This window comes from Zobellella denitrificans (genome assembly GCF_002237365.1).
Lineage (GTDB): Bacteria > Pseudomonadota > Gammaproteobacteria > Enterobacterales > Aeromonadaceae > Oceanimonas > Oceanimonas denitrificans.
In genome coordinates this window covers 15770-30420 of the sequence record NZ_NMUO01000043.1, presented here as the reverse complement: position 1 = coordinate 30420, position 14651 = coordinate 15770, and the positions used below count along the sequence as shown (strand labels likewise).

General features: G+C 64.4%; 16 protein-coding genes. All 16 read left to right on the top strand.

Features of this window, described 5'->3' with window-relative positions:
• On the top strand, positions 1 to 543 hold a 543-nt coding region (locus CGX12_RS10735; protein ID WP_142995606.1), incomplete at its 5' end, for a flagellar hook-length control protein FliK.
• 89 nt (positions 544 to 632) lie between these two features.
• Complete coding sequence (locus tag CGX12_RS10730; RefSeq protein ID WP_254918266.1) at positions 633 to 1067, top strand: flagellar basal body-associated FliL family protein; 435 nt, start codon at positions 633 to 635, stop codon at positions 1065 to 1067.
• A gap of 7 nt (positions 1068 to 1074) precedes the next feature.
• Entirely contained in the window at positions 1075 to 2136 is a 1062-nt protein-coding gene (fliM, locus tag CGX12_RS10725) for a flagellar motor switch protein FliM (RefSeq protein WP_094039877.1), read from the top strand.
• Positions 2133 to 2543 carry a flagellar motor switch protein FliN gene (fliN, locus tag CGX12_RS10720; RefSeq protein WP_094039876.1) on the top strand — a complete coding sequence of 137 codons (411 nt, stop codon included), beginning with the start codon at positions 2133 to 2135 and terminating at the stop codon, positions 2541 to 2543. The genes fliM and fliN overlap by 4 nt, the downstream gene beginning before the upstream one ends.
• Positions 2544 to 2546: 3 nt before the next feature.
• Positions 2547 to 2897, top strand: coding sequence for a flagellar biosynthetic protein FliO (fliO, locus tag CGX12_RS10715; protein WP_094039875.1), 351 nt, complete (start codon positions 2547 to 2549; stop codon positions 2895 to 2897).
• Complete coding sequence (gene fliP / locus CGX12_RS10710) at positions 2890 to 3633, top strand: flagellar type III secretion system pore protein FliP (RefSeq protein WP_094039874.1); 744 nt, start codon at positions 2890 to 2892, stop codon at positions 3631 to 3633. The genes fliO and fliP overlap by 8 nt, the downstream gene beginning before the upstream one ends.
• A complete protein-coding gene (gene fliQ, locus CGX12_RS10705) occupies positions 3633 to 3902 on the top strand; it encodes a flagellar biosynthesis protein FliQ (protein WP_094039873.1) in 270 nt (89 codons plus the stop codon). The genes fliP and fliQ overlap by 1 nt, the downstream gene beginning before the upstream one ends.
• Before the next feature lie 211 nt (positions 3903 to 4113).
• The gene (fliR, locus tag CGX12_RS10700) at positions 4114 to 4902 is read left to right on the top strand and encodes a flagellar biosynthetic protein FliR (RefSeq protein WP_094039872.1); all 789 of its coding nucleotides are present in this window, start codon (positions 4114 to 4116) and stop codon (positions 4900 to 4902) included.
• Complete coding sequence (gene flhB, locus CGX12_RS10695; protein ID WP_094039871.1) at positions 4903 to 6036, top strand: flagellar biosynthesis protein FlhB; 1134 nt, start codon at positions 4903 to 4905, stop codon at positions 6034 to 6036.
• Positions 6037 to 6211: 175 nt separating this feature from the next.
• Entirely contained in the window at positions 6212 to 8314 is a 2103-nt protein-coding gene (gene flhA, locus CGX12_RS10690) for a flagellar biosynthesis protein FlhA (protein ID WP_094039870.1), read from the top strand.
• Positions 8315 to 8328: 14 nt separating this feature from the next.
• On the top strand, positions 8329 to 9696 hold the full coding sequence (gene flhF / locus CGX12_RS10685; protein WP_094039869.1) for a flagellar biosynthesis GTPase FlhF: 1368 nt from the start codon (positions 8329 to 8331) through the stop codon (positions 9694 to 9696).
• On the top strand, positions 9689 to 10576 hold the full coding sequence (locus CGX12_RS10680) for a MinD/ParA family protein (protein WP_094039868.1): 888 nt from the start codon (positions 9689 to 9691) through the stop codon (positions 10574 to 10576). The genes flhF and CGX12_RS10680 overlap by 8 nt, the downstream gene beginning before the upstream one ends.
• The gene (locus tag CGX12_RS10675; protein ID WP_094039867.1) at positions 10560 to 11285 is read left to right on the top strand and encodes an RNA polymerase sigma factor FliA; all 726 of its coding nucleotides are present in this window, start codon (positions 10560 to 10562) and stop codon (positions 11283 to 11285) included. The genes CGX12_RS10680 and CGX12_RS10675 overlap by 17 nt, the downstream gene beginning before the upstream one ends.
• 138 nt (positions 11286 to 11423) lie before the next feature.
• Complete coding sequence (cheY, locus tag CGX12_RS10670) at positions 11424 to 11795, top strand: chemotaxis response regulator CheY (RefSeq protein WP_438273035.1); 372 nt, start codon at positions 11424 to 11426, stop codon at positions 11793 to 11795.
• Between the two features lie 12 nt (positions 11796 to 11807).
• Positions 11808 to 12557, top strand: a complete 750-nt coding sequence (locus CGX12_RS10665) for a protein phosphatase CheZ (protein WP_094039865.1) — start codon at positions 11808 to 11810, stop codon at positions 12555 to 12557.
• 9 nt (positions 12558 to 12566) lie between these two features.
• Entirely contained in the window at positions 12567 to 14624 is a 2058-nt protein-coding gene (locus CGX12_RS10660; protein ID WP_094039864.1) for a chemotaxis protein CheA, read from the top strand.
• Positions 14625 to 14651 lie beyond the last annotated feature (27 nt).

Here is a 14651-nt window from a genome sequence, read left to right as displayed (position 1 = left end):
GACTCGTCCCCCTCCGTCGCCAGGGCATCCTCGTCCGCCCCGGACACTGGGGACGGCTCCGGCTCGCCGACGGAGCGCCTGGTCGCCGCCGAACGTTCCCTGCATCTGGGGGCCTCGCCGGAGCAGGGCGCCAGGCAACTGAGCCAGCAGATCCAGCTGATGGTCAATCAGAACCTGCAGGAAGCCGATATCCGCCTCAGTCCGTCCGAGCTGGGCGGGCTGAGGATCCAGCTCAAGATGGAGCAGGGAGAAGTGAATATCCAGTTTACCGCGACCCAGCCCCAGGCCCGGGAACTGCTGGAGCAGGCGCTGCCCCGGCTGCGGGAGATGCTGGGCCAGCAGGGCCTGGCCATGGGACAGGGGCAGGTCGGTGGCTCTGCCCAGCAACAGGGGCAGCAGCAGGGAATGGCGCAGCAGCAGGAAGCGAACCCGCTGCCCGCCGGCACCGGCCTCCCGGCCGCGGAAGAGGACGGGGACTGGGGGACGCTGGAGTCTTCCCGGCTCGCGACCCTGGCGCCGGGCCGGATCGATTTTTTTGCATGACGGCGCACGCGCCGGTGAAGGCTATGGGAGTAGGGCGATAAATGAGCAATGATTTGAGCATCCCCCGGAAACCCGGGTCCAGGCGGCTCTTGATCTGGTTTGTGCTGCTGGGGCTGTTGGTGCTGCTGGGGATCGGCGGCGGCTGGTGGTACCTGAACCAGAACCGGGCCGCCGCCGAGCCGGCCGAGCAGGTGCAGGACAACCAGGCGCTCTATGTGGGGATGTCCCGTCCCTTTATCTTCAGCGTGCCGGGAAGCGGAAGCCGCGATCGCCTGGTGCAGGTCAGCGTCGAGCTGCTGGTTCGGGGCGAGGCGAGCGAGACGCTTGCCAAGCGCCACCTGCCCTTGCTCGAGAGTACCCTGCTGACGGTGCTGAGCGGCCAGACCGCCGCCAGCTACCTGAGCGCGCAAAGCAAGGACAGCGTAAAATCGGAAGCGCTTGATGCGCTCAATCGGATACTTGTCGAAGAGACCGGAAAGGGGCTGATCGAACAGGTTCTCTTTACCGGCGTGGTTGTGCAGTAGGTGTGATGTGAGCGATCTGTTATCCCAGGATGAAATCGATGCCCTGTTGCACGGGGTGGACGACGTAGAGGAAGACAACGCCGGCGAGACCCGCACGGGCATCGCCGCCTTCGATTTTTCCTCCCAGGATCGCATCGTCCGCGGGCGGATGCCGACCCTGGAGATGGTGAACGAGCGCTTCGCCCGCCATATGCGCATCAGCCTGTTCAACATGATGCGCCGGACGGCGGAGGTGTCGATCAACGGCGTGCAGATGATGAAGTTCGGGGAGTACGTGCACTCCCTGTTCCTGCCGACCAGCCTCAACATGGTTCGTTTCCGCCCCCTGAAGGGGATAGCGCTGATCACCATGGAGGCCAGGCTGGTCTTTATCCTGGTCGACAACTTCTTCGGCGGCGACGGCCGCTATGCCAAGATCGAGGGCCGCGAGTTCACCCCCACCGAGCGGCGGGTGATCCAGCTGCTGCTCAAGCTGGTGTTCGAAGACTACAAGGACGCCTGGGCACCGGTGATGGACGCGGAATTCGAGTACCTGGACTCCGAGGTCAACCCCACCATGGCCAATATCGTCAGCCCGACCGAGGTGGTGGTGGTGAGTTCCTTTCATATCGAACTCGACGGCGGCGGCGGCGACTTTCACGTTACCATGCCCTATTCCATGCTGGAGCCGATCCGGGAGCTGCTCGACGCCGGTGTGCAGAGCGACAAGGGCGACAACGATCTGCGCTGGGGCAAGGCCCTGCGGGACGAGATCCTGGACGTGAACGTGGAAATGTCGGTGAAGCTGCTGGAGAAGCAACTGATGCTGCGCGACATCGTCGAGCTGAAGGCCGGCGACATCATACCGGTGGACATGCCGGAGCATCTGCTGGTGTCCGTCGAGGAGCTGCCGACCTTCCGTGCCCGGCTGGGCAAGTCGGGGGAGCACATGGCCATCCGCATCACCGAAAAACTCAAGCGCCCCGAGTCCTTCAAGACCGAGCTGCACGAGGTGACCCGGCGGGGCGTGCGGATAGACGGCGAGGCCGAGCTGGAAGAACTGGAAAGAACCATTGAGGATGCGCAATGAGCGAAAACGAGCAACAACAGCAGAACGAGCTGGACGACGTCTGGGCCGAGGCCATCGCCGAGCAGGCCGGCGACGGCGTGAAAAAGGCCGAGCTGGAGGATTTTGACAAGGATCCCGAGGGCGGCAGGCAGGGCAGCAACGAGGAGCGGCGCAAGCTGGACACCATCCTCGATATTCCCGTGACCATTTCGATGGAGGTGGGGCGCAGCCAGATCAGTATCCGCAACCTGCTGCAACTGAACCAGGGATCGGTGGTGGAGCTGGACAGGGTGGCCGGCGAGCCGCTGGACGTCATGGTCAACGGCGTGCTGATCGCCCATGGCGAGGTGGTGGTGGTCAACGACAAGTTCGGCATCCGCCTGACCGACGTCATCAGCCAGACCGAACGCATCAAGAAGCTCAAATAATCCATGCGACCGCTGATCCCATTGGTACTGTTGCCCTTGCCGCTGGCGGCCCAGGGACCTGAGATCGACTGGCAGGGGTGGGCCATGTCGTCCCTGCTGGTGATCGCCGCCATCCTGGCGCTGGGCTGGCTGCTGCGCAAGACCCGCCTGAATGCCACCCTGGGCGGCAACCGCCGTTTGCGGGTGGTGGCGACCCTGGCCCTGGGCAGCCGCGAACGGGTGGTGGTGGTCCAGGCCGGCGAAGAGCAGTTCCTGCTGGGCGTGACCGCCCAGCAGATCACCCAGCTGGGCCGGCTGGAACAGCCGCTGGTGGTGACGCCGCCTCCGTCGGCGCCGGGAGCCCGCCATGAATAGCCTGCGGCTGCTGTTGCCCCTGCTGCTGCTGGCCGCGCCCGCCCTGGCCCAGGAGGGGATGTCGGCGGTGACGGTGACCACCAATCCGGACGGCAGCCAGGAATACAGCCTGACCCTGCAGGTGCTGGCGCTGATGACGGCCCTGTCCTTCCTGCCCGCCATCGTCATCATGATGACCTCCTTCACCCGCATCATAGTGGTGCTGTCCATACTGCGGCAGGCCCTGGGGTTGCAGCAGAGCCCGTCCAACCAGGTGCTGATCGGCATCAGCCTGTTCCTGTCCTTCTTTATCATGGCGCCGGTGCTGGATCGGGTGAACGGCGAGGCCCTGCAGCCCTACCTGGCGGAGGACATCGGCTCGCGGGAGGCGCTGGCCCGGGCGGAGCTGCCGGTGCGCGACTTTATGCTGGCCCAGACCCGGGTCAAGGATCTGGATACCTTCCTGACCATCGCCGGGGTCGAGGTCGACAGCGAAGAGGAAGTGCCGCTGCGGGTGTTGATCCCGGCCTTCGTCACCAGCGAGCTCAAGACCGCCTTCCAGATAGGCTTTATGCTGTTTCTGCCTTTTCTGGTGATCGATCTGGTGGTGGCCAGCATACTGATGGCCATGGGCATGATGATGCTGTCGCCCATGCTGGTGTCGTTGCCCTTCAAGCTGATGCTGTTCGTGCTGGTGGACGGCTGGAACCTGATCATGGGCACCCTGGCCAACAGCTTCGGCCTGGGGGCGGGATAATGAGCCCGGAAACCTTTGTCGACATCTTTCGCAGCGCCCTCTGGCTGGTCACCCTGCTGGTGTCGGCGGTGATCTTGCCGAGCCTGGCCATCGGCCTGGTGGTGTCCGTGTTCCAGGCGGCGACCTCCATCAACGAGCAGACCCTGAGCTTTCTGCCCCGCCTGCTGGTGACCCTGGGGGCGCTGGCGGTGGGGGCCCACTGGGGGCTGGAAATGCTGATGGACTTCTTCTTCGAGCTGGTGCACCAGATCCCCCAGGTGATCGGGTAACCTGGGCTTGAAGGGTGAGGAGTGAGGAGTGAGGAGTGAGGAGGGAGAGAAGGCGGTCATCTCCGCGAAGGCGGAGATCCATGACAGATTGCACTGGACTCCCGCCTTCGCGGGAGTGACAACAGAGTATTTACCGCTTTGGCGTGTATTTTCAGTCGCCGCTACTTCCGGCTTCCGGCTTCCGGCTTCCGGCTTTAGCCCGAGTTAATCGATGAACTACACCACCGAACAAATACTGCTGTGGCTGGCTTCCTACCTCTGGCCCCTGTGCCGCATCGGCGGCCTGATGATGACCATCATCATGTTCGGTGCCCAGCTGACGCCCGTGCTGGTGCGCCTGCTGCTGGCCCTGGCCATTACCATCGCGGTGGCGCCGGTGCTGCCGCCCATGCCCGATATCGCCCTCTTTTCCGCCGCCGGTTTCCTGGTGACGGCCCAGCAGGTGCTGATAGGCGCCACCCTCGGTCTCTTGTCCCAGTTTCTGGTGCAGACCTTCGTGACCGCCGGCCAGATCATCGCCATGCAGACCAGCCTGGGCTTCGCCTCCATGGTGGATCCCCTGAACGGCCAGTCCGCCCCCGTGGTCGGCCAGTTTTACCTGATGCTGGGTACCCTGCTGTTCCTGGCCCTCGACGGCCACCTGGTGATGATCGAGGCCATCATCCGCAGTTTCGACACCCTGCCGGTCTCCACCGGCGGCCTGTCGGTGGCCAGTTGGCAGAGCCTGGCATCCCTGCTGACCTTGCTGTTCCAGGCGGCGGTGTCCATGGCCCTGGCGGCCATCGTCGCCATGCTGCTGATCAATTTCAGCTTCGGGGTCATGACCCGGGCCGCGCCCCAGCTCAACATCTTCAGCGTGGGCTTTGCGGTCAGCATGGTGTGCGGCCTCTTTATCATGTGGCTGACCCTGGGCGGCTTTCTCAACCATTTCGAAAACCAGTGGCTGCGCCTGCAACTGGTGATGTGCGATACCCTTTACCTGCGCTGCGAGGAGGGCTGAGTGGCGGAGTCCGACGGCCAGGAACGAACGGAGAAGCCCACGGAGCAGCGCCTCAAGCAGGCGCGTGAAAAGGGCCAGATCCCCCGCTCCAAGGAGCTGGGCACGGCGGCGGTGCTGCTGGGAGCGGCGGCCGGCCTGCTGTTGCTGAGCGGCTCTCTGGGGCGGGCCATGTCGCGGGTGTTCGAGCAGAGCTTTCGCATCGAGCGGGCGACCCTGTTCGATCCCGCGGCCATGATGCCGGCCCTGACGGCCGCCATCGCCAGCCTGGTCTGGCCCCTGCTGGGCCTGTTCGCCATCGTGCTGGTGGCGGCCCTGGTGGGCAATATCCTGCTGGGCGGCTTCAATTTCAGCACCCAGGCGATGATGCCCAAGTTCAGCCGCATGAGTCCGATGAAGGGCCTGAAGCGGATGTTCGGGGTGCAGGCGGCGGTCGAGCTGCTGAAGTCGGTGGCCAAGGTGGCCTTTATTGCCCTGTTCGCCGCCTGGCTGCTGTGGGGTCAGTTCGAGCACATACTGGGACTCAGCCACGAGGTGTTGCCGGTGGCCCTGGTCGACGCCCTGGAGCTGTTGCTGTGGATGGGGCTGGTGCTGTGCCTGGCGCTGCTGCCCATCGTCGCCATCGACGTGCCCTTCCAGCTCTGGAACCACAGTCGCCAGCTGAAGATGACCCTGCAGGAGATCAAGGACGAATACAAGAACACCGAGGGCAAACCCGAGGTGAAGGGCCGCATCCGCCGCCTGCAGCAGGAGATGGCCAACCGCCGGATGATGGCGGAGGTACCCAGCGCCGACGTGGTGGTGGTCAACCCCAGCCACTATTCGGTGGCCCTGCGTTACGACAAGGACAGGCCCGGTTCGGCGCCGATGGTGGTGGCCAAGGGACTGGACGAGATCGCCCTCAAGATCCGGGAAATCGCCCGGGAGTACGAGGTGCCGGTGATCTCGTCGCCGGCCCTGGCGCGGGCCATCTATCATTCCACCAAGCTCGACAGGGAAATACCCGAAGGGCTCTTCGTGGCGGTGGCCCAGGTGCTGGCCTATGTGTTCCAGCTTAACGCCTGGCGCAAGGGCCAGGGCCGCCCGCCGGTGCCGCTGAAGGATGATCTGCCGATCCCCGAGGAATACCGTGCCTGAGGCCGGAAGCTTGAAGCTTGAAGCCCGCCGTAGGGTCCACTTCAGTGGACCGTTTCGCCACCGGCGCTGGGGTTCGGTCGAATGAATTCGACCCTACAGTGCGTAGTTTTTGGTGTTGATGGCTTGTTTTTTGCATTTAAAACCGCATCGGTTTTCAGCAGCAATTAACGTACTCATGGAATTCAGGGCAAGGCTTTTACAGGCGGGACAGTGGTCGCGGTGGTTTCACAAGGGCCTGGGGACGCCCCTGCTGGTGCTGGCGGCGCTGGGCATGGTGGTGCTGCCCATTCCGACCCTGCTGCTGGATGTGCTGTTCTCCTTCAACATTTCTTTGGCGCTGGTGATCCTGCTGGTGGCGGTATACACCCAGCGGCCGCTGGATTTCGCCGCTTTTCCGACGGTGCTGCTGGTGGCCACCCTGCTGCGGCTGGCCCTGAACGTGGCCTCGACCCGGGTGGTGCTGCTGGAAGGCCACCAGGGCGGCAACGCGGCCGGCAACGTGATCGAGGCCTTCGGCTCCGTGGTGATCGGCGGCAACTACGCGGTGGGGCTTATCGTCTTCCTGATCCTGATGATCATCAACTTCGTGGTGGTCACCAAGGGCGCCGGGCGCATCTCGGAAGTGAGCGCCCGCTTCACCCTGGACGCCATGCCCGGCAAGCAGATGGCCATCGACGCCGACCTTAACGCGGGTCTGATCAACCAGGACGAGGCCCGTACCCGGCGGGAAGAGGTGACCCGTGAGGCCGACTTCTACGGCTCCATGGACGGTGCCTCCAAGTTCGTCAAGGGCGATGCCATCGCCGGCATCATGATCCTCTTCATCAACATCATCGGCGGTTTCATCATCGGCATGGCCCAGCACGGCCTGCCGTTCGGCGAGGCGGCCCGGGTCTATACCCTGCTCACCATCGGCGACGGCCTGGTGGCGCAGATCCCCTCCCTGCTGTTGTCCATCGCCGCCGCCATCATCGTCACCCGCCAGAACACCCGGGAGGACATGGGCCAGGCCATGCTGGGCCAGCTGTTCGACAACCCCAAGTCCCTGTCCATCGCCGCCGGTATCCTGATCACCATGGGCCTGGTGCCGGGCATGCCCCACTTCGCCTTCCTGCTGCTGGGCGGCCTCTCGGCCCTGGGCGCCTGGTGGCTGCACAAGCGCAACCGCCTGCGCGAGGAGCAGGCGGAAGAGCAGACCCAGCAGTCCCCGGTGGCGAGCCGGAGCCTGGAGCAAAAGGATCTGAGCTGGGACGACGTGGCCCAGGTCGACACCATCGGCCTGGAGGTGGGCTACCGGCTGATAAGCCTGGTGGATCAGGCCCAGGGCGGCGAGCTGCTGAGCCGGATCAAGGGGGTGCGCAGAAAGCTGTCCCAGGAGCTGGGCTTTCTGATCCCGGCGGTGCATATCCGCGACAACCTGGAACTGGGGCCCAACCAGTACCGCATCACCCTGATGGGCGTCAGCTCGGGGGAGGCCGACATCTACCCGGAACGGGAGCTGGCCATCAACCCGGGCCAGGTGTTCGGCACTGTTGCCGGCATCGATACCCGGGATCCGGCCTTCGGCCTGGAGGCGACCTGGATCGCCAAGGACCAGGTGGAATACGCCCAGAGCCTGGGCTACACGGTGGTGGACGCCGCCACCGTGGTGGCCACCCACCTCAGCCAGTTGCTCACCAACCACGCTTCCGTACTGCTGGGTCATGAAGAGGTGCAGAACCTGATCGATCAGGTCGGCCGCAGCCAGCCCAAGCTGGTGGAGGGGCTGGTGCCCAACACCATCGGCCTGGCGCTGGTGACCAAGGTGCTGCAGAGCCTGCTGCACGAAGGGGTCACCATCCGCGACATGCGCACCATACTGCAGACCCTGACCGAGTACGCGCCCAAGAGCCAGGATCCGGAAGTGCTCACCGCCGCCTGCCGTATCGCCCTGCGCCGTTTCATGGTCCAGGAAATCGCCGGCACCGAGCGGGAACTGCCGGTAATCACCCTGGCTCCGGAGTTGGAACAAATTTTGCAGAACTCCTTGCAGGCAGGCGGCGCCCAGGGCAGCGGTATCGAGCCCGGCCTGGCCGAGCGCATGCAGCAGTCCCTTGCCCAGGCGGCCGCCAACCAGGAGCTGGAAGGCCAGCCGGCGATACTGCTGACTTCCGGCATGTTGCGTACCACCCTGGCACGCTTTGTCAAACACACCATTCCCAGCCTGCGGGTGTTGTCCTATCAGGAAGTGCCTGATGACCGTCAAATCCGCATCGTGGCATCCGTTGGCCAGCAGTAGCAGTGGGGAACTGAATGAAGATTAAACGGTTTTTTGCCAAGGACATGCGTACCGCCCTGGCCGAGGTCAAGGACGTGCTCGGGCCCGAGGCGGTGATCATGTCCAACAAGAAGGTCTCCGGCGGCATCGAGATAGTGGCGGCGGTCGATGATGAAGATTTGGCGCCCGTCGGCAACTCGCGCCACCTCAGCGAGGACAACGTCAGAATTTCGTCGCATGCCCGCCAGTTCGCCATGCCCCTGGACGGCAAGGCCCAGGCGGAAAGCCTGCAGGCCCTGTTGATGCGTTCCGGTGCCGCCGACGCCGGCCGGAACAAGGCGGAGCCGGAAGAGCGGCGGGAGCCGGTGCTGGGCCAGGCGTCGACCTTTTGGCAGTCGGCGGCCGAGCCGGCGCCCTCGTCGTCGCGCCGGCGGGAACGGGCGAGGGAGCGGGAAAGCGGCAAGGACAAGGGCCTGAACGAGGTCCGGCAGGAAGTGGCCAGCATCCGCCGCCTGCTGGAGCACCAGTTGTCCGGCCTGATGTGGCAGGAGGTGGAGCGCAGCGAGCCGGTCCGGGCCATGGTGATCCGCCAGTTGCGGGAGCTCGGCTTCAGCGACGGCCTGGCGGATCAGCTGGCATCGCGGGTCATTCCCGGTTCGGCCCCCTACGAAGCCTGGGAGCAGATAGCCCGTTCGCTCACCGAACAACTGACGAGCGGTGAAGACGACATACTGCGCCAGGGCGGTGCCATTTCCCTGCTGGGACCCACCGGGGTCGGCAAGACCACCACCATCGCCAAGCTGGCCGCCCGCTTCGCCGCCCGTTACGGGGCGGATCAGGTGGCGCTGATCACCACGGATCACTATCGCATCGGCGCCCATGAACAGCTGCAGACCTACGGCCGCATCATGGGCGTGGTGGTCAAGCAGGCGCGCACCTACCAGGAGCTGGCCCAGGCCCTCTATCAGCTGCGTCATCGCCGCCTGGTGCTGGTGGATACCGCCGGCATGGGACAACGGGATCTGCGCCTGAACGAGCAGCTCGACACCCTGGTGGGCGACCGGCAGATCAAGATCCGCAATTACCTGGTGCTGCCGGCCACGGCCCAGCGCCGGGTGCTGCAGGAAACGGTGGCGCACTTCCGGCGTATCCCCCTGGCGGGCTGCATCCTGACCAAGCTCGACGAAAGTCTGTCCCTGGGTGACGTTATCGATATCAGTATTCAGAACAGCCTGCCGATAAGCTATGTAACGGACGGGCAGCGGGTACCGGAGGATCTGCGGCTGGCGGATCCGGCCGAGCTGGTACGCCAGGCGCTGGGCAGCATAGAGCAGCACCGGGAAGAACCCTATTTTTGGGATACCTCCGAGTCCGATCTGGAGGGGGCAGACTTTGATGAATAATTGGTTTCAAGACCAGGCGAGCGGACTGCGGCTTATGCAGAAGACAAATAACAGAATACAGGTGATTGCCGTCACCGGGGGCAAGGGCGGGGTCGGCAAGACCAATATTACCCTCAACCTGGCTTCGGCCATGACGGCGCTCGGCAAGCGGGTAATGGTGCTGGACGGCGATCTGGGGCTGGCCAATGTCGACGTGCTGCTGGGCATCCGGGTGACCCGCAACCTGTCCCATGTGCTGCGCGGCGAATGCAGCCTGGACGATATCCTGGTGGAAGGCCCCCAGGGCATCAAGATAGTGCCGGCCACCTCGGGAAATCAGTCGATGGCCGAACTGTCGCCCCTGGAGCATGTCAGCCTGATCCGGGCCTTCGGCGAGATGTCCACCCCCCTGGATGTGCTGCTGGTGGATACCGCCGCCGGTATTTCCGACATGGTGCTGAGTTTTGCCCGCGCCGCCCAGGAGGTGCTTATGGTGGTGTGCGACGAGCCCACCTCGATCACCGATGCCTATGCCCTGATCAAGATATTGTCCCGGGATCACGGGGTGTCCCGCTTCAAGATAGTGGCCAACATGGTGCGCAGCCAGCGGGAAGGGCAGGAGCTGTTCGCCAAGCTGACCCGGGTGACCGACCGCTTCCTGGAGGCCAACCTGGAGCTGGTGGCCTCCGTGCCCTTCGACGGCAACCTGCGCCTGGCGGTGCGGCGGCAGGCGCTGGTGGTCAACCAGTATCCCCAGTCGCCCGCTTCGCTGGCGCTTAAATCCCTGGCGGCCAAGGCCCTGAGCTGGCCCTTGCCACAGCAGGCCGAAGGGCATCTGCAGTTTTTTATCGAGAAGTTGTTGAACCATCCGACACTGGAGCAGGATGTCTGGAGTAAATAAAGCCCTGGCCTATACCAGGCAGCAGGGATCCCATCAACTGGTGGAGCGCCATGCCGGCCTGGTGCGCCGCATCGCCCAGCACCTGCTGGCAAGACTGCCGGACAGCGTGCTGCTGGACGATCTGGTGCAATCGGGCATGGTGGGGTTGCTGGAGGCGGCGCGTAACTTCGACGGGTCCAAGGGCGCCAGTTTCGAAACCTTCGCCGGTATCCGCATCCGGGGGGCCATGCTCGACGAGATCCGCCGGGGCGACTGGGTGCCCCGCTCGGTACACAGGAACGGCCGCCAGATCGCCGAGGCCATGGCCGCGGTGCAGCGGCGGGAAGGGCGTCATGCCCAGGATCGGGAAGTGGCGGCGGAACTGGGGGTCAGCCTGGAGCAGTACCATGCCATGCTGGCGGACGTCAGCAACGGCCGGATCCTCGAGATCGAAGAGTTCGAGTCGGGTATCGACGCCCAGGCCGATATCTCCCAGCATCCGGCCGGCCCCTTCGAGGGCATGGCCCGGGAGCGCTTTCTGCGGGTACTGGCCGACAGCATCAAGACCCTGCCGGAGCGGGAAGCCCTGGTGCTGTCCCTCTACTACGACGAGGAACTCAACCTCAAGGAGATCGGCCAGGTGCTGGAAGTGAGCGAATCCCGGGTCAGCCAGATCCACAGCCAGGCGATGCTGCGGCTGAAATCCCGGCTGCGGGATTGGCAAAATTGAGTGGGGGCAATAGGTTATTGTCCGGTTAATGGGTTATCCTGCTCAAGTTTCGGCACTCGGGGCCGACATATAACAGAATACTTGTCATGTTCAGCGGCTGTTGGTTCGGCTGATAGGAGGAAATGCTTGGACAAGAACATGAAAATCCTCATCGTGGACGATTTTTCCACCATGCGCAGGATCATTAAAAACCTACTCAGGGATCTCGGCTTCAACAACACCCACGAAGCCGACGACGGCACCACGGCGCTGCCCATGCTGAAGAACGGCGAGTTCGACTTCGTGGTCACCGACTGGAACATGCCCGGCATGCAGGGCATCGACCTGCTGCGCGCCATCCGCGCCGACGACAAGCTCAAGCACCTGCCGGTGCTGATGGTGACCGCCGAAGCCAAGCGCGAGCAGATCATCGCCGCCGCCCAGGCCGGCGTGAACGGCTATGTGGTAAAGCCCTTTACCGCCGCCACCCTCAAGGAAAAACTCGAGAAGGTCTTCGAGCGCATCGGATAAAAGGCACCCCCTATGGCAGAACAGAAAGGAATGATAAGCCTGGAGCAGGCCCGGGAGCTGGTCGCTTTGCTCGAGCGTGGCGATCAGGACGGAGCCGACCGCTATCTCGCCGACGTTTGCATGCCCCAGGCCAAGGAGTTGCTGGAGCAGGTCGGGCATCTGACCCGGCAGCTGCACGACGCCCTGCAGGAGTTCCGTAACGATCCCCGTCTGCCGGAGCTGGCGGAAAGCGAGATCCCCGATGCCAAGGAGCGCCTGAACTACGTCATCGACATGACCGACAAGGCCGCCAACCGCACCATGGACGCGGTGGAGGCCAGCCTGCCGATCGCCGACCGGCTCAACGACCGCATCCAGCAGGTGATGCCTGGCTGGCGCGAGCTGATGAGCCGCCAACTGGAGCTGAACCGCTTCAAGGAGCTGTGTTTTCAGCTCGACGATTTTCTCCACAGCTCGGAACAGGATGCGGACAAGCTGCGCCAGCTGCTGACCGAAATCCTGATGGCCCAGGACTTCCAGGACCTGACCGGCCAGATGATCCGCAAGGTGATCAACCTGGTGCACGAGGTGGAGGCCAAGCTGGTCGAGATACTGTCGGTGTTCGGCCGTCTGCCCGGCATGAGCGAGATAAAGACCGCGCCGCAGAGCGCCCCGGCCTCGGCCATCGCGGCCGAAGGTCCGATCATCAACAAAGAGCAGCGTAACGACGTGGTCTCCGATCAGGACGAGGTCGACGATCTTCTGTCCAGTCTGGGATTTTAAGGAGAGAGCATGGGCTTTGAGGTAGACGAGGATATTCTGCAGGATTTTCTGGTGGAGGCATCAGAGATCCTGGAGCAGCTGTCGGAACAGCTGGTCACGCTGGAGCGGCAGCCGGACGACAAGGATTTGCTTAACGCGATTTTCCGCGGCTTTCATACCGTCAAGGGCGGCGCCGGCTTTTTGTCGCTGACCGCCCTGGTGGAAACCTGCCACAAGGCCGAAAACGTCTTCGATATTCTTCGCACCGGCCAGCGCCGGGTCACCGCCGAGCTGATGGACGTGATACTGCGCGCCCTGGACACCGTCAACGGCATGTTCGCCGAGATCCAGAGCCGGTGCGAGCCGACCCCGGCCGATCCCGACCTGCTCGAAGAGCTGGGGCGTTACTGCCAGCCCGCCGGCGAGGAAGAACCGGTGGCGGCGATTCCCGCGGCCGTCACGGCGGCCGTGCCGACCGAGCCCGCCGCCGTAACCAGCATCGCCGACCTGAGCGAGACCGAGTACCGGCAGATGCTGGATGAGCTGGCGCCGGATCCGGCCGCCGACAGCCAGGGCGACGACATCACCGACGACGAGTTCGAGGCCCTGCTGGATCAGCTGCACGGGGCCGGCAAGCACGGCGGTGTGCCCCAGCAGGCAGAAGCGCCGGTGGCGGCCGCCACCGCGCCGGCCACCCAGGCCGGCGCCGACGAGCTGATCGACGACAGCGAATTCGAAGCCCTGCTGGATCAGTTGCATGGCGCGGGCAAGGGGCCCACGGCCGTCTCCCCGGCCGCGCCGACCCTTTCCGCGCCGGTCGCCGACAAGACGCCGGCACCGGTCGCCGACAAGGTGATGGAGCGAGCCCCGGCCGACAAGCCGGCCGCCAAGGCCGCGCCGGCGCCGGCGAACGCCCAGCCTGACACCACGGTGCGGGTGGACACCAGGACCCTCGACAACATCATGAACATGGTGGGCGAGCTGGTGCTGGTGCGCAACCGCCTGCTCAGCCTGCAGTCGGGCCACGAAAACGAGGAGATCACCAAGGCGGTGACCAACCTGGACGCGGTGACCGGCGATCTGCAGGGGGCGGTGATGAAGACCCGGATGCAGCCGATCAAGAAGGTGTTCGGCCGCTTTCCCCGGGTGGTGCGCGATCTGGCCCGCAGCCTGAAAAAGGAAATCAACCTGGAGATGGTCGGCGAAGAGACCGATCTCGACAAGAACCTGGTCGAGGCCCTGGCCGATCCCCTGGTGCACCTGGTGCGCAATTCCTGCGATCACGGCATCGAGCTGCCGGAGCTGCGCGAAGCCGCCGGCAAGCCGCGGGTGGGCACCATCCGTCTGACCGCCTCCCAGGAGGGGGATCATATCCTGCTTGGCATCGAGGATGACGGTGCCGGCATGGATCCGGAAAAGCTCAAGAGCATCGCCATCGAACGGGGCATCCTCGACGCCGACGGCGCCGCCCGCATGAGCGACAACGAGGCCTACAACCTGATCTTCGCGCCCGGCTTTTCCACCAAGAAGGAAATCACCGACGTGTCGGGCCGCGGCGTGGGCATGGACGTGGTCAAGACCGGCATCAGCTCGGTCAACGGCTCCATCCTGATCGACTCCGAGAAGGGCAAGGGCACCCGGCTGCAGATCAAGGTGCCCCTGACCCTGGCGATACTGCCGACCCTGATGGTGCTGGTGGGCAAGCAGACCTTCGCCTTGCCGCTGACCAACGTCAACGAGATTTTCCACCTGGATCTGACCAAGACCAGCACGGTGGACGGCCAGCTCACCATAGTGGTGCGCAACCGGGCCATCCCCCTGTTCTACCTGCAGGACTGGCTGATCCGGGGCGGCGGCCGGGTGCGCAAGGAGCAGGGCCATGTGGTCCTGGTGATGATCGGCAACCAGCAGGTGGGCTTCGTGGTGGACGGCCTGATCGGCCAGGAAGAGGTGGTGATCAAGCCCCTCGACCAGCTGCTGCACGGCACCCCGGGCATGGCCGGGGCCACCATCACCAGTGACGGCGGCATCGCCCTGATCCTGGATATCGCCGGCCTGATCAAGGCCTATGCCCGGCGTTACGCCTGACAACCCATAACAATAAAGGAGCGGGAT